Annotated in this window: 19 protein-coding genes; 13 read left to right on the top strand and 6 right to left on the bottom strand. The window is 46.1% G+C overall.

Translation table 11 applies throughout. From position 1 onward, the window contains the following. The first annotated feature begins 55 nt into the window (after positions 1-55). The 3 genes from rhlB (at position 56) to OH460_RS25370 (ending at position 4,573) form a co-directional block, all read left to right on the top strand. Complete coding sequence (gene rhlB / locus OH460_RS25380; protein WP_061034318.1) at positions 56-1,366, top strand: ATP-dependent RNA helicase RhlB; 1,311 nt, start codon at positions 56-58, stop codon at positions 1,364-1,366. 6 nt (positions 1,367-1,372) lie between these two features. After that, positions 1,373-2,866 (top strand): guanosine-5'-triphosphate,3'-diphosphate diphosphatase, encoded by a 1,494-nt coding sequence (gene gppA / locus OH460_RS25375; RefSeq protein WP_269999952.1) that lies wholly within the window; start codon positions 1,373-1,375, stop codon positions 2,864-2,866. Between the two features lie 225 nt (positions 2,867-3,091). Continuing rightward, positions 3,092-4,573, top strand: a complete 1,482-nt coding sequence (locus tag OH460_RS25370) for a winged helix-turn-helix domain-containing protein (RefSeq protein ID WP_269999951.1) — start codon at positions 3,092-3,094, stop codon at positions 4,571-4,573. Between the two features lie 6 nt (positions 4,574-4,579). Here the strand turns inward: OH460_RS25370 and OH460_RS25365 are convergent, their stop codons facing one another. Beyond that, positions 4,580-5,371, bottom strand: coding sequence for a TerC family protein (locus OH460_RS25365; RefSeq protein WP_269999950.1), 792 nt, complete (start codon positions 5,369-5,371; stop codon positions 4,580-4,582). Positions 5,372-5,833: 462 nt separating this feature from the next. Here OH460_RS25365 and OH460_RS25360 point away from each other — a divergent pair, with 462 nt between their 5' ends. Then, the gene (locus tag OH460_RS25360; RefSeq protein WP_171369274.1) at positions 5,834-6,439 is read left to right on the top strand and encodes a mechanosensitive ion channel family protein; all 606 of its coding nucleotides are present in this window, start codon (positions 5,834-5,836) and stop codon (positions 6,437-6,439) included. An 85-nt stretch (positions 6,440-6,524) separates the two neighbouring features. Here the strand turns inward: OH460_RS25360 and OH460_RS25355 are convergent, their stop codons facing one another. From OH460_RS25355 to recQ, 3 genes are all read right to left on the bottom strand, one after another. After that, the gene (locus OH460_RS25355) at positions 6,525-7,196 is read right to left on the bottom strand and encodes a 7-cyano-7-deazaguanine/7-aminomethyl-7-deazaguanine transporter (protein ID WP_269999949.1); all 672 of its coding nucleotides are present in this window, start codon (positions 7,194-7,196) and stop codon (positions 6,525-6,527) included. A 258-nt stretch (positions 7,197-7,454) separates the two neighbouring features. Next, positions 7,455-7,754, bottom strand: coding sequence for a DUF3630 family protein (locus OH460_RS25350; protein WP_061034315.1), 300 nt, complete (start codon positions 7,752-7,754; stop codon positions 7,455-7,457). Between the two features lie 15 nt (positions 7,755-7,769). After that, complete coding sequence (gene recQ, locus OH460_RS25345) at positions 7,770-9,608, bottom strand: ATP-dependent DNA helicase RecQ (protein ID WP_008221506.1); 1,839 nt, start codon at positions 9,606-9,608, stop codon at positions 7,770-7,772. 180 nt (positions 9,609-9,788) lie between these two features. On the opposite strand from recQ, the gene rarD reads away from it, so the two are divergent. The 5 genes from rarD (at position 9,789) to tpx (ending at position 15,471) form a co-directional block, all read left to right on the top strand. After that, positions 9,789-10,697 carry an EamA family transporter RarD gene (gene rarD / locus OH460_RS25340; protein ID WP_269999946.1) on the top strand — a complete coding sequence of 303 codons (909 nt, stop codon included), beginning with the start codon at positions 9,789-9,791 and terminating at the stop codon, positions 10,695-10,697. Positions 10,698-10,783: 86 nt separating this feature from the next. Then, positions 10,784-11,578 carry a helix-turn-helix domain-containing protein gene (locus OH460_RS25335; protein WP_269999945.1) on the top strand — a complete coding sequence of 265 codons (795 nt, stop codon included), beginning with the start codon at positions 10,784-10,786 and terminating at the stop codon, positions 11,576-11,578. Positions 11,579-11,667: 89 nt separating this feature from the next. Next, a complete protein-coding gene (locus OH460_RS25330; RefSeq protein WP_102423283.1) occupies positions 11,668-12,330 on the top strand; it encodes a LysE family translocator in 663 nt (220 codons plus the stop codon). A 91-nt stretch (positions 12,331-12,421) separates the two neighbouring features. Next, positions 12,422-14,179 (top strand): gamma-glutamyltransferase, encoded by a 1,758-nt coding sequence (gene ggt, locus OH460_RS25325; protein WP_269999944.1) that lies wholly within the window; start codon positions 12,422-12,424, stop codon positions 14,177-14,179. 794 nt (positions 14,180-14,973) lie between these two features. Further along, positions 14,974-15,471 (top strand): thiol peroxidase, encoded by a 498-nt coding sequence (gene tpx / locus OH460_RS25320; protein ID WP_105057887.1) that lies wholly within the window; start codon positions 14,974-14,976, stop codon positions 15,469-15,471. A gap of 121 nt (positions 15,472-15,592) precedes the next feature. Here tpx and uvrD read toward each other — a convergent pair whose 3' ends face one another. Continuing rightward, on the bottom strand, positions 15,593-17,767 hold the full coding sequence (uvrD, locus tag OH460_RS25315) for a DNA helicase II (protein ID WP_008221520.1): 2,175 nt from the start codon (positions 17,765-17,767) through the stop codon (positions 15,593-15,595). A 263-nt stretch (positions 17,768-18,030) separates the two neighbouring features. Between uvrD and OH460_RS25310 the strand changes: the two genes are divergently transcribed. The 4 genes from OH460_RS25310 to OH460_RS25295 all read left to right on the top strand — a co-directional run bounded on the left by OH460_RS25310 (position 18,031) and on the right by OH460_RS25295 (position 20,449). Beyond that, entirely contained in the window at positions 18,031-18,291 is a 261-nt protein-coding gene (locus tag OH460_RS25310) for a BufA1 family periplasmic bufferin-type metallophore (protein ID WP_004741206.1), read from the top strand. A 79-nt stretch (positions 18,292-18,370) separates the two neighbouring features. Continuing rightward, positions 18,371-19,225: an MNIO family bufferin maturase gene (gene bufB / locus OH460_RS25305; protein ID WP_269999943.1), complete on the top strand. Its 855-nt coding sequence runs from the start codon at positions 18,371-18,373 to the stop codon at positions 19,223-19,225. Next, the gene (locus tag OH460_RS25300) at positions 19,222-19,989 is read left to right on the top strand and encodes an HvfC/BufC N-terminal domain-containing protein (RefSeq protein WP_269999942.1); all 768 of its coding nucleotides are present in this window, start codon (positions 19,222-19,224) and stop codon (positions 19,987-19,989) included. Before bufB ends, OH460_RS25300 begins: the two co-directional genes overlap by 4 nt. A 1-nt stretch (position 19,990) precedes the next feature. After that, complete coding sequence (locus OH460_RS25295) at positions 19,991-20,449, top strand: DoxX family protein (protein ID WP_061034305.1); 459 nt, start codon at positions 19,991-19,993, stop codon at positions 20,447-20,449. A gap of 70 nt (positions 20,450-20,519) precedes the next feature. Here the strand turns inward: OH460_RS25295 and tsrA are convergent, their stop codons facing one another. Next, a complete protein-coding gene (tsrA, locus tag OH460_RS25290; protein WP_004741210.1) occupies positions 20,520-20,801 on the bottom strand; it encodes an H-NS-like global regulator TsrA in 282 nt (93 codons plus the stop codon). Positions 20,802-20,848: the final 47 nt, after the last annotated feature.

Below are 20,848 nucleotides of genomic sequence, written 5' to 3'. Positions count from 1 at the left end.
CCTATTGGAATGTATTTACTTTCGTATTGCAAGCTTAAGCTGATATTCTATAGCAATGAAAAAGACGCATATCACAGAGCAAAAGTTCGCCGACTTGGATTTACTTCCGCAAGTCATTGAAGGATTGGAGAAAAAAGGGTTCGATTATTGTACCCCTATCCAAGCCTTGGCGCTCCCGGTACTGCTCACCGGCCAAGACATTGCAGGCCAGGCCCAAACGGGTACTGGTAAAACGCTTGCGTTTCTTACTGCTACTTTTAACCACCTACTAAAAACACCTGAGCATGAAGGGCGCAAGCCTAACCAGCCACGTGCGATTATTATGGCACCTACTCGCGAACTCGCGATTCAGATCTACAACGATGCAGAATCTCTAGTCGCAAGCACTGGTATCAAAGCAGCATTGGCTTACGGTGGCGAAAGCTACGACAAGCAGCTAGGTAAGATCGAAGAAGGCGCAGATATCTTAATTGGTACCACTGGCCGTATTATCGATTTCTACAAGCAGAAGGTATTTAACCTTAACCACATTCAAGCAGTAGTACTGGATGAAGCAGACCGTATGTTCGATCTGGGCTTCATTAAAGACATCCGCTTCTTGTTCCGTCGTATGCCTGAGCCTAAAGATCGTTTGAACATGCTGTTCTCTGCGACTCTGTCTTACCGCGTACAAGAGTTGGCTTTCGAGCACATGCATAACCCAGAGCATGTTGTTGTTGAGCCAGAGCGTAAAACAGGCCACCGTATTAAAGAAGAGTTGTTCTACCCTTCTAACGAACACAAGATGGCACTGCTACAGACACTAGTAGAAGAAGAGTGGCCAGAGCGCGCTATCATCTTCGCTAACACCAAGCACAAGTGTGAATCAGTTTGGGGCCATTTGGCTGCCGATGGTCACCGTGTTGGTCTGCTGACTGGTGATGTACCACAGAAGAAACGTGAAAAGATTCTTGAGCAATTCACTCAAGGTGATGTTGACCTACTGGTTGCAACCGACGTTGCTGCTCGTGGCCTACACATTCCTCAAGTAACGCACGTATTCAACTTCGATCTACCTGACGACTGTGAAGATTACGTTCACCGTATCGGCCGTACAGGTCGTGCTGGTGCAAGTGGTCACTCGATCAGCTTTGCTTGTGAAGATTACGCAATCAACTTGCCACCAATCGAAGAGTACATTGAGCACGCGATCCCAGTGTCTGACTACGACGCTTCTGCACTGCTAGAAGATCTACCAGCACCATTGCGCTTACGCACACGTAACCCGCAACAACGCCGCTCAAACAACAATGGCTCACGCAACGGTAACCGTAAACCAAACCAGAACCGTCGCCCACGCCAACCGCGTCACAACAAGGAAGCTTAGTCGCTTATGAGTCAAACAGTGTCACCCCCGCTTTACGCTGCAATCGACCTCGGGTCGAACAGTTTTCATATGCTCGTTGTCCGTCATATCGATGGCAGCGTACAAACCATGGCTAAAATTAAGCGCAAAGTACGTTTAGCTGCAGGCTTAGATGAAAATAATGCGCTTAGTACCGAAGCTATGCAGCGCGGTTGGGACTGTTTGAGTCTCTTTGCAGAGCGACTACAGGACATTCCAAAAGAAAATATCCGCATTGTTGGTACAGCGACCCTACGTACCGCGACTAATGTGGATATCTTTCTTGAGAAAGCGAACCAGATCCTTGGCTACGACATCAATGTTATCTCCGGTGAAGAAGAAGCTGCGACTATCTATAAGGGCGTAGCACACACTTCTGGTGGCAGTGGCCGCCGACTAGTCGTGGATATTGGTGGCGCAAGTACCGAGATGATCATTGGTGAAGGTTTCTCAGCAAAAGCGCTGACTAGCCTAAAAATGGGCTGTGTAACATGGCTTGAGCGCCACTTTAAAGATCGCCAATTAACCGCAACCAACTTCGACAACGCGATTGAAGCAGCGAAGTCTACCCTAGCTCCTATCTTAGAGAGCTACACCGATATCGGTTGGGATGTGTGTGTTGGTGCCAGTGGTACTGTTCAAGCACTGCAAGAAATCATGCTAGCGCAAGGCATGGATGAGGTTATCACTCATACCAAGCTTAAACGCTTACAAAAACAAGCGATGATTACTGAACGCTTAGAAGAGCTAGAAATAGAAGGGTTAACTCTAGAGCGCGCTTTAGTGTTCCCTAGCGGTCTTTCTATTCTGATTGCTATATTTGAGTTGCTTGAAATCGATTCGATGACCCTGGCTGGCGGCGCACTTCGTGAAGGCCTAGCCTACGAAATGGTTGATGAGCTTCGCCAAGACGATATCCGCGCTCGCACCATCAAGAGCGTTCAATCACGCTACCAGATGGACGTAAGCTACGGTGACCAAGTCGCAGCAGCAGCGCAGGCTCTGTTAGAGCAAGCAGGCGGCGAAGCTTGGGTGTCAGAACCTCAAGCTGGTGTCCTACTGCAAACTGCAGCCAAACTTCATGAAATCGGTTTAACCATCGACTTCAAGAAAGGTGGTGAACACAGTGCTTACCTACTGCAGAACCTAGATTTACCTGGTTTCACCCGCGCACAGAAACACTACCTAGGTGAATTAACGCGACGCTACCGTGAACAGCTAACATCACTGCCAGAGCAACACGCAGTATCAGGCACAAGCAGTAAACGTATCCTACGTATTCTGCGTCTAGCGATTCTATTAACGCATCGTCGTAATCCAGAGCTAGAGCCTGAGTTTACGCTAACGGCTGACGATAATAATCTAACTCTAAGACTCTCTAAGCAATGGCTAGCCGACAACCCGCTGACCGCTGCAGAGCTAGAGATTGAATCGAATCGACAAACAGACATTGGCTGGCCACTGACGATTGCTGAGCAGTAACGCTCAAACTTAAATCAGCCCCAACAGTTATTCGAAAGCTCCCTATCACGGGAGCTTTTTCGTTTATGTCTCACGGCAACCCTCTTAATCCATCACCTCAAATATTTAACTCGCGCACACCTTTTAGAGTTCACTAGAAAATTACAACAAATTCATCACATTATGTAATAGAGTTAATAAGGTGAATATAGAACGCAGGATGCCGTTTGAATGCAGGAGAAAGGGATGCTTGAGAAGAATTCATGTTTTAGTGTCGATGAGTGGCTATTCGTTCCAAATGAAGGGCAAATCCTCTTCGCCGAAAGAACGGTAACCATAGATAAGCGGTTAACTAAGCTACTTGAATTTTTATGCCTCAATCCTGGGCAAACTCATACCCGAGACGAACTCATCAACAACGTCTGGAGCGGTATGATCCTCAGTGACCAAGTGGTCACACAAGCGGTGTTTGAGCTGCGTAAGGTTCTGAAGCAAAACTCTCAACAACACAACAGCTACATCATTACTGTGCCAAAACGTGGCTATAAATTTGAAGCAGACGTAATACAAAGCAAAATCGAGACTGACCAAGTCGCTGAACTGGAACCATCATCTGCTCAGCCCTCTGATCCAGAACAATCGCCACCAGCAGATAAACTGCCCCAAACTGATGTCAGTGAGAAAACTAAGCCCAATAAAAGAAACCTGATGATTGGTTTACTACTTGGCGCTATCGTTGTTATGGAGTCTGGCTATATCCTTTATTCGGCATCGAGCAGTACACCAGATGAGAAAATCGCTCCTGCAACCCAACTCCGACACTATGAGTTTCGTTATGTCATGTTGGATATTAGCGATGACGTCAAAAACGATCCGGTTTTATACGGCACCATTACCAAATTCATTGAGTACTTGAGCGCTTACAGTGGCATACGCATTGTCCACAGTGAGCCATTACAAAAGATTGCGGCAATCAAACTCACCTTTGGTGCGAGCCCAAGTCGAGACGGCAAACATACTCGCCTCACCATGCGTTATCACAATAACATCTCTGACCTATCGCACCTCAACCGCCGCTATCCAACTGAGTTGCCAGAGCTGCACCACACACTCTATCGCATGGTCGATGACATACTAGACGCTCTGTATATCAAGGTGCCGAAAGAGGAACTCACAGAAAGTATTTCACAACTGCCAATGACGCCCGACGCATTGAAATACACGCTCAGTGGCCTTGGAGTGCTGTACAACGAGGCAGAGCTACCAATGGTGATGGACTACTTCGCAAAAGCCCAAAAAGCTGACCCTAGTAATGATCTTGTTTTCGTTGCCAATTACATAGGCAAGGTAATGAACACCTTCTACGCTTCTTCGGGCAGTAAAAAGCAAGCCATTGCGAAATTGAATCAAGAGGCTAAGCCAAGGCTCGAGCGTCTGCTCGAGGAAGGGAAACTGGCGCGCGCCTATGACGCCAACGCCATCATCGCCCTTTCTGAGGATGATCCAGAAAAAGCGATGAAGATTTTGTTGTCGATGCCACCGAAAAATCAGTCGATATTGACCTACCTACTGCTTGCGAAAGCGGAAGAGTCTCGCGGTAATGCGGGTGCCGCAAAAGAGCTGTACATCAAAGCAACGCAAGGCAACTCTTCTCTCAAAGCAATACAGATGGCCTCACCACTGTTTTTTGACAGTAACCTAGAACCTCTTCTGAAAGAGTTAGAGTAATGACCTCTATAGAACCTCGCTGTGTTGTAAGGCGCGCTCTTCCACTCTTTCATTGTCTGGGTTAGCAGCTCTTTGCGCCTTGTTAAACTGTCTATCCAGTAAGATATGGCAGATTTCGAGCGTTAGTCCAAACGCCAGAGCAACGTACAAATAGCTTTTGTCCACATGTAACCCATACCCTTCGACAACCAGTAAGCCACCCAATAAAATCAGGAATAAAAGGGCAAGTAGCTTCAACCCAGGATAAGCGGTAATGGTTATTTGAATCTTTTCAGCAACCGCCAACATGACGATTGCTGAGATAACGATAGCTGCAATGATAATCTCTACATTGTGGACCAAAGCCACTGCAGTAATCACCGAATCGAATGAGAACACTGCATCAATAGCAATAATCTGTAGCACGACCATAGTGACACTGGTTTCGAGTGCGTTCTTCTCTTTTTTCTCTTTTACTAGCAACCAATTCAATAGCTCTTTAAAACTCTTCAATAGCAGAAAGCCACCACCAACAATCAAGATCAGATCTTTACCTGATAGGCCGCGCTCAAAAACGGTAATAAAGGGTTCGGTGAGCGACATCAACCAGGTAACAGAGAATACTAATCCAATCCGCGTAACGACCGCTAAGCCAATACCAATATTACGAATACGGCTTCTTAGCCTCACGGGTAACTTCTCGACCAAGATTGAGATAAAGATAATGTTGTCGACTCCCAGAATCACTTCTAGCAGTAAAAGCATGCTAAATGACGCGAGATAATCAACGAACATAAACACCTCTGGCTTTGATGGCATTCATCCTAGCCGCAGAGAGAAGTGGCTCAACCATTAGCCACAGTAGGATCAATTGAGTAATAAATAGAGTCAGCATGGCTATGATGGCTCCACGTTATTACGTGTGCAAACAGTGTTACGCGCTCCAAAATAGCCCTGCTTTTTTAGCTTTAGAAAGCAGAACATCGTCAGTTTTATGGTAATCAGTATCATCAGTAATCGAACCAAGTTGTGAATGGCCGGCCATTCTACGAATTGGCGAAATGGCTTCATCACCAAAGCGTCACCTATAGATAAAAGGGATATAACAGAAATATAAAGCCATACATATCAAACATTTAATTACATAAAACAAGCCCGTAATTAACGATAACTCTGCTTGGAAAAAGTCGAACTGGAAAGGAAAATAAAACCATAATGGTTTAATGATGTATTGGAAACGAGTGGCCACAATAATGCAGCCTCAACTATTTAGAGGTTACTATGCTTAGCTACATCGACACCATTTTTGCGACATTAAAACAGTACGACTTGTTACTCGCTTTGCTGTTTATTCTTATCTATTGGGTTCTTAAACACTCTACGGAAAAAGCCATTCAGGCACTCGCAGAGACAAAAACCGTCAATGCGACACGCACTGCTTTTATCAATCGCTGCTTTAATATCATTTACTTCGGATTCTTGTTCGCGACCTATTTGATTGTCAGCGGCATCGGCTACGGCAACTTTTCGATTTTTATCTCTTCAGTGTTCACGGTCATTGGTGTTGGCTTTATCGCCCAGTGGTCAATACTCAGCAACATCACCGCCAGTTTCTTAATCTTCTTTGTATTCCCTTACCGTATTGGGGACTCAATCATTGTGGCCGATGGAGATGGTATTGAAGGAAAGATCCTCGACATAAAAATGTTCCATACCCTAATCCGCCATCCAGAGGGCAATGTGATTACCTACCCTAATTCACTGCTACTACAAAAAAGCGTGACAAAGGTGAGTCCAAAGAACTCAAAATATAAGGTATCAGTGCCAAGAAAGAGTAATAAGGATGCAGGGGCAGGTGTTGAGACAGTGCTTGAAGGCCAAGCTTAGTGGAGCAGAAATAGAAAGTAATAAACAAAGAGGAACGAAAGGCGGTTATTCAGAGATGGTCTTGAATAACCGCACTTCCATCTAGCTAGGCGTTAACACCTGTCGCTTTAAAGTCAGGGTTCACAGCGGTTAACTTCTTAACGATGTAGTTCAGAAGCACGCCGTACATAGGAACAAACAAGCCTAGGCTAATGATTAGTTTGAAACCGTAATCAACCAGTGCAATCTCAGTCCAATGTTCAGCCATAAATGGATCTGGGCTTTGGTAGAAAGCGATCGCAAAGAACGCGATGGTATCGATAGCGTTACCAAATAATGTTGAACAGGTTGGCGCAATCCACCACTGCTTAAGCTGGCGCAAGCGGTTGAAAACATGAACATCTAAGATTTGGCCAAGCAAGTAAGCCATGAAACTTGCAGCAGCGATACGTGCTACAAATAGGTTAAATTCACCCAGATGGCTAAAGCCTTGGAATTGTCCCTCAAAGAACACCACCGACAAGAAGTAAGAAACCGCCAGTCCAGGCAACATCACTAAGAAAATGATTTTACGAGCAAGCTGAGCGCCAAAAATGCGAACGGTCAGGTCTGTTGCTAAGAAGATAAATGGGAAAGTGAAAGCGCCCCAAGTAGTATGCATACCGAAGATGGTAAAAGGTAGCTGAACCAAGTAGTTGCTTGACGCAATAATCACTAGGTGGAACAAAACTAATAATGCTAGGGCTTTGCGCTGTTGCGCAGGGGTAAAGTTACTCATGCTGTACCTTTTTAGTTTGGTTTGGGGGTGAGGGAACCCAAATCGAGTCATTTCTCTATCGAAACAAAGAAAGCTCTTACCAATAATGTGAATGAAAAATGTATCTATCATTTGCTCTATCGAGCGGCGGGCGATTATACATTAATCAATTTTAGCTGCAACGGTGAGAACATACGCAAACGTTTATTCTCACTTTTATTGCTAGAAGGTGTTTGAAGCTCAGTAGCGAGAAAATAGGTTTAAAGGCAATTTTAACAGTTAGAAGCCACGCTTGAACAAAGCGGCTAGATAATCGAACTCTTCACGGCTCGCTTCTGGACTAAGAGATTCAAACCACACAGATTCACTGTAGTGCTCTGATTTCAAGAACAGCTGGCACCCTTCAAAATCCACCAGCCATGAGTGCATGTCTGCATCCCACTGCTTTTCAACAACCGTAGCCGATAGCAAGTTCACTAGGCGTTCGCCAATTTCAGGGTAAGAGTCGAAGTCAAAGCTCGGTGTTGTCACCAATAAGCGCCCTTCTTCTGCTAAATACTCTCGTAAACCAAATTCCATTTATTACCTCTGTTATTAGCCGTGTGTTGTGATGTGTTCTTGAATCAAATCTAGGAATGGGTCGGCGTACTTGTCGAGCTTACGCTGGCCCACACCATTTACCGCTAACATTTCACCGTAAGACGTCGGCAGAACTTCTGCCATATCTATCAATGTTGCGTCACTGAATACCACGTATGGGGGTAAGCCATCTTCGTCGGCAATCGACTTACGCAGCTTACGCAGTTTTGCAAATAGCTTTTTATCGTAGTTCTTGCTGCTTAACTTGTCTGACTTAGCATTACGTACCGCGGTGTCGAGACGAGGTACCGCTAACTCTAGTGACATCTCACCTCGCAGCAGTGGACGCGCCTCTTCAGTTAACTGCAAGGTTGAGTTACGTGTGATGTTCTGGAACAACAAGCCTTTGTGAATGAGCTGACGGAAGATACTGATCCAGTAGTCATGGCTGTGGTCGCGGCCAATACCGTAAGTTGAGAGCTTATCGTGACCATTATCGCGCACACGGATGTTCTGCATGCCACGCATCACTTCAACGACGTAGCCCATACCAAACGACTGATTCACACGGTACACACAAGACAACGCCTTCTGCGCCTCTTGGGTCGCATCAAAGTGTTTTGGCGGATCCAAGCAGATATCGCAGTTACCACATTGCTTCTCACGATATTCGCCAAAGTAGTTAAGCAGTACCTGACGACGACAAGTTTGCGCTTCAGCAAAGGCACTCATCGCATTCAGCTTGTGCATCTCAACCTGCTTTTGCGGACCTTCTTCTTTTTCATCTAGCATACGACGCAGCCACCCCATATCAGCAGGGTCAAACAGCATCATCGCTTCAGCAGGCAAGCCATCACGACCCGCACGGCCAGTCTCTTGATAGTAAGACTCGATGTTGCGTGGAATATCAAAGTGAACCACAAAGCGTACATTAGGTTTGTTGATGCCCATACCAAACGCCACCGTCGCGACAACGATCTGAATATCATCGCGTTGGAAGGCTTCTTGAACATAAGCGCGCTCATCGGTGTCCATACCCGCGTGATAACCCGCAGCACGAATACCGTTGTTGCACAGCTTCTCGGTGACCATCTCGACTTTTTTACGGCTACCACAGTAGATGATGCCACAATTGCCCTTCTGAGTTTCTAGGTAGCGAACCACCTGAGACACTGGTTTGTGTTTCTCAACAAGGTTATAGCGAATATTAGGACGGTCGAAGCTGCCCAAATAGGTATGCGGATCCACCAGCTGTAAGCGCGAAACAATATCTTTGCGCGTTGCATCGTCAGCCGTTGCCGTCAGCGCCATATAAGGCACATGCGGGAAATACTGTTTAAGCTGACCCAATGACGCGTACTCCGGGCGGAAGTCGTGTCCCCATTGAGAGATACAGTGCGCTTCATCGACCGCAATCATCGAAAGCGGTAAACCTTGTAGGCGTTCAATGAAATCACGCATCAACACACGCTCTGGTGACACATAAACCATCTTGAGCTGACCTGAGTTCATGCGATTGAACACACTCAGTAGCTGGTCACGCGGCATCGAAGAGTTAATACACTCGGCTGCCACACCATTGGCTTTCAACTGATCGACTTGGTCTTTCATCAACGAAATAAGCGGTGAGATAACCAAAGTCAGCCCTTCACGAACTAAAGCAGGGATCTGGTAACACAAAGATTTACCACCACCCGTCGGCATTATCACCAAGCTATCTCGGCCTTGAACAGCCAAATCAATGACCTCTTGCTGACCATCGCGAAAGCTTTGATAGCCAAATACATCTTCGAGGATGTTTTGCGCATCATTCGCGGGAGTTGGTGTTTGCTCAGCAATCAGAGTGGCGGTCATTGTGGTTCCTAATCGAGGTATAAAGTCAGCATGCAGCATCGGCAGGCAAGTCGCACATTGTAGAGTGGAATGCTGGCGAATTAAACCGCAAATTGTTAGGTGAAAAGGGTTAACGCTCCTATACTGACCAACTCTCTTTATAAATCCTATTAATAAGCACTCTGTGCCAGAGAAAGTGACATGACACAAGACGAACAACAACGTACACGCCAAGGAATCTTGCTTGCGATTGGCGCGTACACCATGTGGGGAATCGCTCCCATATACTTCAAATCTCTCAGTGAAGTATCCCCTCTCGAGATCCTGAGCCACCGTGTAGTTTGGTCCTTTTTCCTACTCGCTTTACTGCTGCACATTGGTCGTGGCTGGCGCAAAGTGCGCGATACTTTGACTTCAAAACCGAAAATGATGTTTTTGGTGGCAACTTCACTTTTAGTGGGGGCCAACTGGCTGATCTTCATCTGGGCAGTCAATGCCAATCATATGCTGGATGCCAGCCTCGGCTACTACATCAACCCTTTGATTAACGTATTGCTTGGAATGTTCTTCCTTGGTGAACGTCTGAGAAAACTTCAATGGTGTGCGGTGGCGCTTGCAGCTATCGGTGTGCTTATCCAGTTAATCGCCTTTGGTTCGATTCCAGTTGTCGCTATCGCACTGGCCTTTTCTTTTGGTTTCTATGGCTTACTCCGTAAGAAAGTGAACCTAGAAGCGCAGACTGGCTTGTTTATTGAGACCTTAGTGATGCTGCCAGCGGCGGCGATCTACTTGTTATTCATTGCAGACACAGCGACGTCAGACTTTTTGGCGAATCCAATGCAGCTAAATTTACTGCTGGTCGCTGCGGGGGTAATCACCACTCTGCCACTACTTTGCTTTACGGGTGCAGCAACCAGACTCAAGCTTTCAACACTGGGCTTCTTCCAATACATTGGCCCTAGCTTGATGTTCTTGCTTGCGGTGTTGATCTACGGTGAAGCCTTTACCATGGATAAGGCGATTACCTTTGCTTTCATTTGGGGTGCACTGGTGATCTTCAGCTTCGACGGTCTGCGCAATAACAAGAAGAGTAAGCAAGCGAAAAGCTAACACTGATCGTTTTTTACAAGACAATCTATAGATACAGAGATAAGCTTGGTTGAATTGATGATAATTTAACCAAGCTTTTTTATGCCATGGATAAAGTCCACTACTACTCGACATCTAGCCAAGATATCAGCCTGATCCAAGCTCAATACCAAGAGTTTGCCTTTCAGCGCCACTATCATTTGGACTTTCATATCGGCCTAATCACCCAAGGGCAGCAAAAGTTTGTCTATAAAGGGACGAGTTACCACGCAGGCGCCGGACAAGTGGTGATGATGCCACCTGATGAGCTGCATGATGGTCATTCAAAGCTCGAATCGGGTTACCAAGTAAGTGTATTTTCTGTCTCACCTCAATGGTTTGGCGATCTTGCCGATCACAGCGAAAATGGTCACGCTTTGAGCTTTTCTGAGTTGATCCTCTCCGATCAAGCGACTTTTTTACAATTGCGTAACCTTCATGGGCTGCTTATCAATCCAAACATCAGCCAACTCGCCCAAGATTGCCTGCCATTCGAAGGTTTTTCGACGATTGTGGATCGTTACGCGCAGTTTGGATCGAAAACTCAGGTGAAGCTTGGCACTCAATCAGTGAATACACTCAAAGACTATTTAATGGCAAACCTCGACCAACCGGTGCGCTTGGAGCAACTTTCTGAGCTGTGTGATCTGACGACGACTCAATTTCAGCGTCATTTTAAGAACAAAATGGGCATCACCCCTTATGCATGGTTAAGCCGCTTACGCATGGAGCAAAGCATGCGATTGATTAAATCAGGTGTCGGCGGTACCGAGGTCGCTCATCAAGTGGGTTTCTACGATCAAGCCCATTTTTCAAAGGCATTTAAGACCGTATTTGGTGTTTCTCCATCGAAAATTAACTAAGTGTTGATAATTTACAATTGAGAGAATCGAAACCACGGTAAGCTGCGCTCAACAACTCTCAACGGAACAACCCAGTTATTGGAACAGATATGAATGAAGTCACCATATTAGTCACCCTCGCCTCTATCCATTTTATCGCTTTGATGAGCCCGGGCCCTGACTTTGCACTTGTGGTACAAAACGCAACACGCCACGGGCGACAAACTGGCTTATACATTGCTCTCGGACTGTCTTGCGGGATCTTATTGCATTCATTGCTGAGCCTGACGGGCATCAGTTACCTAGTCCACCAGCACCCAACTCTTTTTGCACTTATGCAATTGGCTGGCGGCAGCTACTTACTGTATCTAGGCTTTGGTGCGTTAAAAGCAACATGGCAACTCATTAGCCACCATGAAGAAGAGACAGACACGGTCAATTCGAAAGATCTGATTCTGACCAATAAGCGTCAGGCATTTTCTAAAGGCTTTGCGACCAATATTCTTAATCCAAAGGCATTAGTGTTCTTCATCAGCTTGATGTCGAGCTTGGTACCGGCTGACATGTCGCTTTCAGGGAAAGGGTTTGCTCTGATTATCTTATTCGGCCTATCACTGTTCTGGTTCTCTCTATTAGCGTGGATGCTTTCTACAAAGGCACTACAAAAGAAACTGAGTGAAGCGACGGTCTACATTGATGGCTTATGTGGTGTGGTGTTCAGCCTAATTGGCGTCAGTATTCTTTGGCAGTCGCTGTCTGGTTTAATCGCTTAAATTCGAATCAAGATTACAATTCGTTAACAACGTACTGGCTATCTTATCTTTCCACTGCCAATCTAGCTCTGCATATTAAAAGGAGAAGATCATGCAGTGGAAAACAAAACTAACAACCCTCGCCACTTCTACCCTACTTTTTGCCTCTCACGTCAGTTGGGCAAATCAAGCTGCCGATTCCGTCGCTCCCGAACAAAGTAGTGGTTTAGAAACCAAGCAACTCGTAAAAGCTAACGACTGGATGGTTACCGCAGCCAACCCTCTGGCAACCCAAGCGGGTGCCGATGTACTGGCTCGTGGTGGTAATGCTATTGATGCGATGGTTGCTGTTCAGCTGATGCTTGGCTTAGTAGAGCCGCAATCGTCAGGTATTGGCGGTGGCGCCTTCCTTGTTTATTTTGATGGAAAAGACAAACAACTTAAAACCTACGATGGTCGTGAAACCGCACCACTTGATGCTACACCACGTCTATTCGAAGACGAAAACGGCCAACCGCTTAAGTTTTATGATGCCGTGGTTGGTGGTCGCTCTGTTGCTACACCGGGCACGGTGCAATTGTTGTGGGATACTCACCAGAAATACGGCAATCTAGAGTGGGCATCACTGATCAAACCTATTGCTCAGCTCGCTGAGAAAGGTTTTACCATCAGCCCACGTTTGGCGACCTTGATTGAAAACGACCAAGAACGACTAAGCCGTTTTGCCACAACCAAAGCCTACTTCTTTAATGCCGATGGCAGCCCAAAAACCGCGGGTACGCTGCTTAAGAACCCAGAATATGCTGCAACATTGAACGCAATTTCAAAGGATGGTGCTAAGGCATTTTACCAAGGTGAGATTTCTGCCGACATCATCAACACGGTACAAACCGCCAAAGGTAATCCGGGTGTATTAGCACAAAAAGACTTCGACGCCTATTCAATCAAACAACGCGAACCAGTTTGTTCTGCTTATGAGAGCTACGATATCTGTGGTATGGGACCGCCAAGTTCAGGCGCGTTAACCGTTGGCCAGATCTTAGCGATGACCGAGCAGTTTGACCTCAAATCCTGGGGACCAAACGATGCGAGATCTTGGCAAGTGTTAGCGGACGCTTCTCGCCTAGCCTTTGCAGACCGTGGTATGTACATGGCAGACCAAGATTACGTACCAATGCCGACACAAGGGTTAGTGAGTACTGACTATTTGCAGGAACGAGCCCAATTAATTACCGCAGGTAAGGCACTAGAGAGTGCGCCATCAGGCACCCCGCCGTGGGATCACGCAATGCTACGCAGCCAAGATGTATCTATTGAACTGCCGTCCACCAGCCACTTCAATATTGTCGATAGCGAAGGCAATGTCGTATCGATGACAACCACCATTGAGAATGCATTTGGCTCACGCTTGATGGTAAGAGGCTTCCTACTGAACAACGAACTGACCGACTTCTCGTTCAAGACCCACAACGATGGCAAACCTATCGCGAACCGACTAGAACCGGGTAAGCGTCCACGTTCTTCGATGGCACCGACTATCATCATGCAAGACGATAAGCCTTACATGGCGATTGGTTCTCCGGGTGGTAGCCGCATCATAGGTTATGTAGCACAAGCGATCATTGCTCATACCCAATGGGACATGGATATCCAGCAAGCGATCAACCAACCGCACTTCCTAAACCGCTTCGGCACGCTAGATCTGGAAAAAGGAACATCGGCGGAAAACTTTAAACCTGAGCTCGAAAAGATGGGATTTGAGGTTAACATTCGCGATCTTAACTCGGGTTTACACGCCATTCGCATCACAAAAGATGGCCTAGAAGGTGCAGCAGACCCTCGTCGTGAAGGCGCTGCCATCGGCCAGTAAGGGAAAATACTCCCTTTTTACTCCCTGCTTTGTGCGAGATCTCTCACAAGGCAGTGAGTAAATATCGATATTTAACTGCGAATTTAAGCACTAACATATCGTAAGTAATTGAAATAAAACAACACGTACATTTATCGTTCAAATAATTATATAGAAATTCGCTTATGCACCATTGCTGATAAATAAGGAATCGGTAGTATGGATGGTGTCGGAAGGATGCTGACACGGAACAGGAAACGCCAAGGACTTGGTTATCTTCAGGATGAAGATTCGATTACTCAGGATGAATAATCGGCATGGATAGCGAAATGGACATTGAATGGACGCAATAGTAACTAGGATGGTTGCTACTAAGGAAAGACAATGGACACCTCTGGATGAGGAAAGGACTGAACATCAGGATGATGTAAAGGACACCGCTCAAGGAACAAGTGACGCGCGCTAACGAGGATTGTTGGCAGATCAGGATAAGATCAAGGACACCGCTAGGAAGGCGACGAAAGGAATACGCTGAAGGATAACAGCACACTATCATGGATTTGATGCATGGAGCACACTTAGTAGCCGGATTGCTGCGAGTAAGACTATAGACCCCGATGAGCGCAAGCTCTCGGGGTTTTTCTTTATCTGCCTCTTATCGATTAGTCTTTTAGACCCACCTCGAATCTAAGAAACGCTTCAACTTAATTACAATTCTGACATTTAAACCATTCACTTCTTAACCGCTTCCGAGTAACGTAAGCCTTACTAGGCTCAACTAGTTTCATAACCATAACTAAACTAAGGACAAATTCATGTCACACGTTACCTTCAAAGGCGCTGCTGTACCGCTATCTGGCACATTCCCACAAACTGGCGAGCAAGCACCAAGCTTTGCACTGACTGCAGGCGATCTTTCTGAACTGACACTTGCTTCTCTTGCAGGTAAGAAAGTGGTTCTAAACATCTTCCCAAGCATCGACACTGCAACTTGTGCAACGAGCGTACGTACGTTCAACGCAAAAGCGGCAGAGCTTGAGAACACGGTTGTTGTTTGTATTTCTGCTGACCTTCCATTCGCTGCGGGTCGTTTCTGCGAACTTGAAGGCATTGAAGGCGTTCAGCACGCTTCAACTTTCCGTTCTCCTGCATTCGCATCAGACTACGGCGTAGCGATTGCTGAAGGCCCACTAGCTGGCCTAACAACACGCGCAGTTGTGGTTGTTGATGAAAAAGGTGTGGTAACACACAGCGAGTTGGTTGCAGAGATCACTGAAGAGCCAAACTACGAAGCGGCACTTGCAGCACTGTAAGCTCCTTTCTAGTCAGTCATGTATTGTGATCGCTTAAAGCGGTACGCAATAAAAAAGAGCAGCCATTGGCTGCTCTTTTTGTTTTCAATAATCAACGGTTATTAGATGTCGAAGTAACAGGTTAAAGCTGCTCTAAACGCGCGTAAGCCGTCACCAACCACTTAATCCCTTCACCGTTAAACGCTACTTGCACTCGGCTCTGTGGGCCACTTCCTTCAAAGTTGATGATAGTACCTTCACCAAACTTAGGGTGCTTCACGCGAGAACCTAAGCTAAAGCCTGTTTCATTAAAGTTCTCTTTGACTGCAGTTTGGCTAAAGCGACCACTGCTCGCAGGGCGACTAACCTGCGCCTTCATACGAACTTCATCCAGACAGGTTTCGGGTAACTCACGAATAAAGCGTGATGGTTTGTGGTATTTGTCTTGTCCGTACAAACGGCGCATCTCAGCATAAGTGATGTACAGTTTCTCCATCGCACGGGTCATGCCTACGTAACATAGGCGACGCTCTTCTTCCAAACGCCCCGCTTCTTCAGCAGACATCTGGCTTGGGAACATGCCTTCTTCGACACCGACCATGAATACCATTGGGAACTCTAGACCTTTAGCACTGTGTAGAGTCATAAGCTGAACCGCATCATCAAACTCATCAGCCTGACCTTCACCCGCTTCCAAAGCCGCGTGCGTTAAGAATGCTGTTAGCATGCTCATCTCATCGGCTTCTTCTGGCTTCTCGAACTGACGAGTTGCCGTTACCAATTCTTCCAAGTTCTCAATACGCGCTTTCGATTTCTCGCCTTTCTCTTGCTCGTACATCGCAAATAGACCTGAAGATTTAATCACATGGTCAGTTTGCTCATGTAAATTCAGCTCTAACGTGTCGTCTTCAAGCGCATTAATTAACTCGATAAAGCGGCTTAAGGCACCCGCTGCACGACCTGGCAGTACTTGTTCTTCCAACAAAGCGATACTCGCTTGCCACATCGTCGCACCACGGTCACGCGCTGCAAATCGAATCGTCTCTAGAGTCTTGTCACCCAAGCCACGTGTTGGCGTATTAACCACACGTTCAAAAGCGGCATCATCGTTACGGTTACCCATTAAACGCAGGTAGCTCAATGCATCTTTGATCTCCTGACGTTCGAAGAATCGCATACCACCGTAGATTCGGTATGGTAAGCCCGCTTGAATCAACGCTTCTTCCAGCACACGAGATTGGGCGTTATTACGATAAAGCATCGCCGTATCTTCGAGTGCACCACCTTTCTCTTGCCACTCTTTAATCTTACTTACCGTGAAGCGAGCTTCATCAAGCTCATTGTAAGCTGAGTAGACGGAGATTGGCTCACCATCGTTACCATCGGTCCACAGCTCTTTGCCCATACGCTCAGTGTTGTTTGAGATAAGCTCGTTCGATGCTTGCAAGATGGTTTTGGTTGAACGGTAGTTTTGCTCTAATCGAATCGTTGAAGCGCCTGGGAATTCGTCCAAGAACTTTTGAATATTCTCGATTTTTGCACCACGCCAGCCATAGATAGATTGGTCATCATCACCTACGATCATCACTCGACAATCAGGGCCCGCCATCATACGCAGCCAAGCATATTGGATGTTGTTGGTATCTTGGAATTCGTCGACCAAAATATGCTTAAAGCGAGCTTGGTAATGCTCACGAATGTGTTTCTTGTCGCGCAGTAGCTCGTGTGATCTCAGCAAAATCTCCGCGAAGTCCACTAGTCCAGCACGGTCACACGCTTCTTGATAAGCCGAGTAAATCTTTAACCATGTTTGAGTTACTGGATCATGGTAGGCATCAATGTGGCTCGGGCGCAGGCCTTCATCTTTCTTGCCGTTGATCCACCACGAAGCTTGCTTAGCAGGCCACTGCTTTTCATCGAGGTTTTGTGCTTTGATTAAGCGGCGTAATAGACGAATCTGATCATCGGAATCAATGATCTGGAAATCTTCTGGCAATTTTGCATCTAGGTAGTGAGCACGCAGAATACGGTGACAAATACCATGGAAGGTACCGTTCCACATGCCTGACGAGCTACCCATCATCAACTCTTCAATACGACCACGCATCTCTGCCGCCGCTTTATTGGTGAAGGTTACTGACATGATAGAGAACGGCGATGCTTGCTCGACACTCTGCAGCCAAGCGATACGATGCACCAAAACTCGCGTTTTACCACTACCAGCACCAGCCAGAATAAGTAGGTTTTCTAAAGGTGCTGCGACCGCCTCACGTTGTTTGTCGTTTAGGCCATCGAGTAAAAGCGAAGGATCTATCATTGGATATGCTCACTACTGGGTATTTATACATAAAAGTTGATTATAACCTAAACACTAGGCTGCGTTTAGAATATTAAGAAGAAAAAACAATCAAAAAATAACATCACCTAATCAAACACTTAACAGCTAAATCATCACTTATTTTGATAATTCTTATAATACTGTGAAATTATTTTCGGGTTGTTCCTATCCTTTTTAGTAAGCAAGTTAACAACTCATTAACCTGCGATGTGTAAATACTATTAAGTCTAGAGGGAATGACTATGAAAAATTCTAATCTTGCTGTTACAGCTGCAATCACAAGTGTACTAGCGTTTGGCGGTGCCGTTCTTACATCAGCACCTGCGGAAGCAGCAGCGAAAGAAAAATGCTATGGCGTATCAAAAGCTGGCCAAAATGACTGTGCAACTAAAACAAGTTCATGTGCTGGTACAGCAAAAGAAGACAACCAATCCGATGCATTCGTGGTCGTTCCTAAAGGACTATGTGGCAAGTTAACTGGTGGTAGCACTCAATCATCATAATGCCTGAAGGCATAACTGAACCACTCAGTATGGTGAGCTGAATACCAGCTCACCTCCACTACCCATTAGGAGAATCGTTGTGACTCAAACTCTTCACCCCAACGCAGGGGTTGGCCTTAGAACACCGCACTTAGATTTCTTCAGCCAGAATTCTGATTTGGTAAGTTGGTTAGAGGTTCACAGCGAAAACTACTTCTTAACCGATTCTCCACAGCGCCAACAACTCCGAGAGATTCGTAATCATCACCACATAAGTTGTCATGGTGTCGGGTTGTCTCTTGGTTCTGTTGAACGGCTCAACCAACAGCACTTATTGCAACTCAAAGCACTCATTGATGATATCGAACCTTTCTTGGTTTCTGATCATTTGAGTTGGAGCCAAACTTGCGGTCACTACTTCAATGACCTGCTACCACTACCTTACACCGAAGAAGCATTAGACGTCTTCTGTCGTAACGTCATCGATGTTCAAGACAATCTGCAGCGCCCAATGTTAATTGAGAACCCATCAAGCTACCTCGCTTTCAAGCATTCAACGATTCCAGAGTGGGAGTTTTTGGCTGAGGTACAAAAGCGCACCGAGTGTCGCCTACTGCTCGATTTCAATAATATTTTCGTCTCATCGTTTAATCATGGCTTTAGCTGTGAAGAGTATCTCAATGGCATACCAGCAAACCAAGTGGAAGAGATTCACTTGGCAGGTTTTACCAAAAAGAAGCTCGAGCAAGGTGAAATTTGGATAGACACGCACAGCAAACCCGTCTGTGATGAAGTGTGGCAACTTTACACTCAGTGGATAGAGCAACATGGCTCTCGCCACACCTTGATTGAGTGGGATTTAGATATCCCAGAGCCACGCATTCTATTGGCAGAGGCAGCCAAAGCCAGTGAAAAACTGTATCAACATGACAATCAAAGGAGTCGCGCCTCATGAGCTACTCCCTAGCGGATGTTCAATCCGAATTTGCTAATGCCCTGCGATATCAAAATGACGGCGAGCACTGCGACATCGTGAGCGATCATTTTAGCGATCAGCAACGCATCCAAATTTATCGCAATAACTTTGTGATTAGCTTAAGCGAAGTTCTCGCTGTAACTTACCCACTGACTGAGATGTTAGTTGGTGAGGAGTGCTTCCAACAAATGGCACGTCAACATGTTCTTAGTTACCCATCGACCTCTGGAGATGTCAGTGGTTATGGCGAGCACTTCGAACAAACCATACAAGCCTTTCCTGCGGTTATGGAGGCAGCGCCTTACCTTAGTGAAGTGGCACGGTATGAATGGCAAAAGGACAGTTTAGCGAGACACGCGTGTGCAACTCCACCGAATCAACAGCCTCTCTCCTGTTTAGCTTCAGTGCCACAAGAGCAGCAAGGCGCCTTGGTTTTTCACCTCAAGGATTCGGTAACGCTATTCGATTCTTGCTATGCCGTAATAGCGCTTGAACACGCTATCTACCAACAGCAACTGGAAGGTTTAGACATCAATCGCACAGAGTTTGGGATAGTCATCCGAGCTGATAATTCACAGCTCGAAAGCCACAGCCTAAACGATGAGTGCCACCAACTGCTGATTGAACTTCAATCTGGTAAAGCGCTCGGAGAAGTAACGCCTTCACTACTGCAACATTTGAATGCTGTCATGGCGCTCAACGTCATCTCAGGTTTTTCAATCAATGATGAATTGGAGACATAATATGGATAACAACACAGTCACAAACATGATGGCTCAATACGACAATTTGATTGAGAAATCTCAGGCATTTTTCGTCCCAGTGCTACTTCTTTTCTGTCGCCTTTGGGTGGCGTGGGTATTCTTCAATTCTGGGCTGACCAAGATAGCGACCTGGGATAGCACCCTCTACTTGTTTGAATTGGAATATCAGGTGCCTCTATTGCCGTGGGAATTAGCGGCCTACATGGGGACAGCTGCTGAATTGATTCTACCGGTATTCTTAGCGCTTGGTTTGTTAACACGCCCGATGGCCGCCGCGCTTTTTGTTTTCAACATCATTGCCGTCGTCTCTTACCCGGTATTATGGGACCAAGGCTTCTACGATCACCAACTTTGGGGATTGATGATTCTTATCGTCATCGTATGGGGCGCTGGACCGTTTTCATTAGATAGAGTTTTGAAGGCGCAATTTAGAGGCTAACTAAAAGATCGACCACCCCAAACGCAAAAAACCACTCAATTGAGTGGTTTCTTTTTTAACTGGCGTAAGCTTACTTTTCTAGAAAAGCCTGAAGCTCTTCAGCCGAGATGCCTTGCTCTGCTAGCTCTTTTGCTAATAGCTGAACCTGTTCACCTTTACGAGACTCTACCACGCGCTGAAATTGGTAGATGATATCTCGCAAAGTATCGATTGGAACTTGTTTTGCCGCACTGCGAATACGCTCTTCACTTTGGTTACCTAGCTCTTTAAGCAGTTTACCAAACATAACCTTTTCAGGTGCATCTTCCATTTGCTCTAAGACGCGCGCCATTTCGTAGGTTGTTAATGACATTACAGTATTTTTCCGTTGGAGACTTACGTTTCAATGAGTGACAAATA

The organism is Vibrio sp. Makdt, assembly GCF_027587015.1.
Classification (GTDB): Bacteria; Pseudomonadota; Gammaproteobacteria; order Enterobacterales; family Vibrionaceae; genus Vibrio; species Vibrio chagasii_B.
Note: the sequence above shows the minus strand (reverse complement) of the source record. Positions and strands in the feature narration are given on the sequence as shown.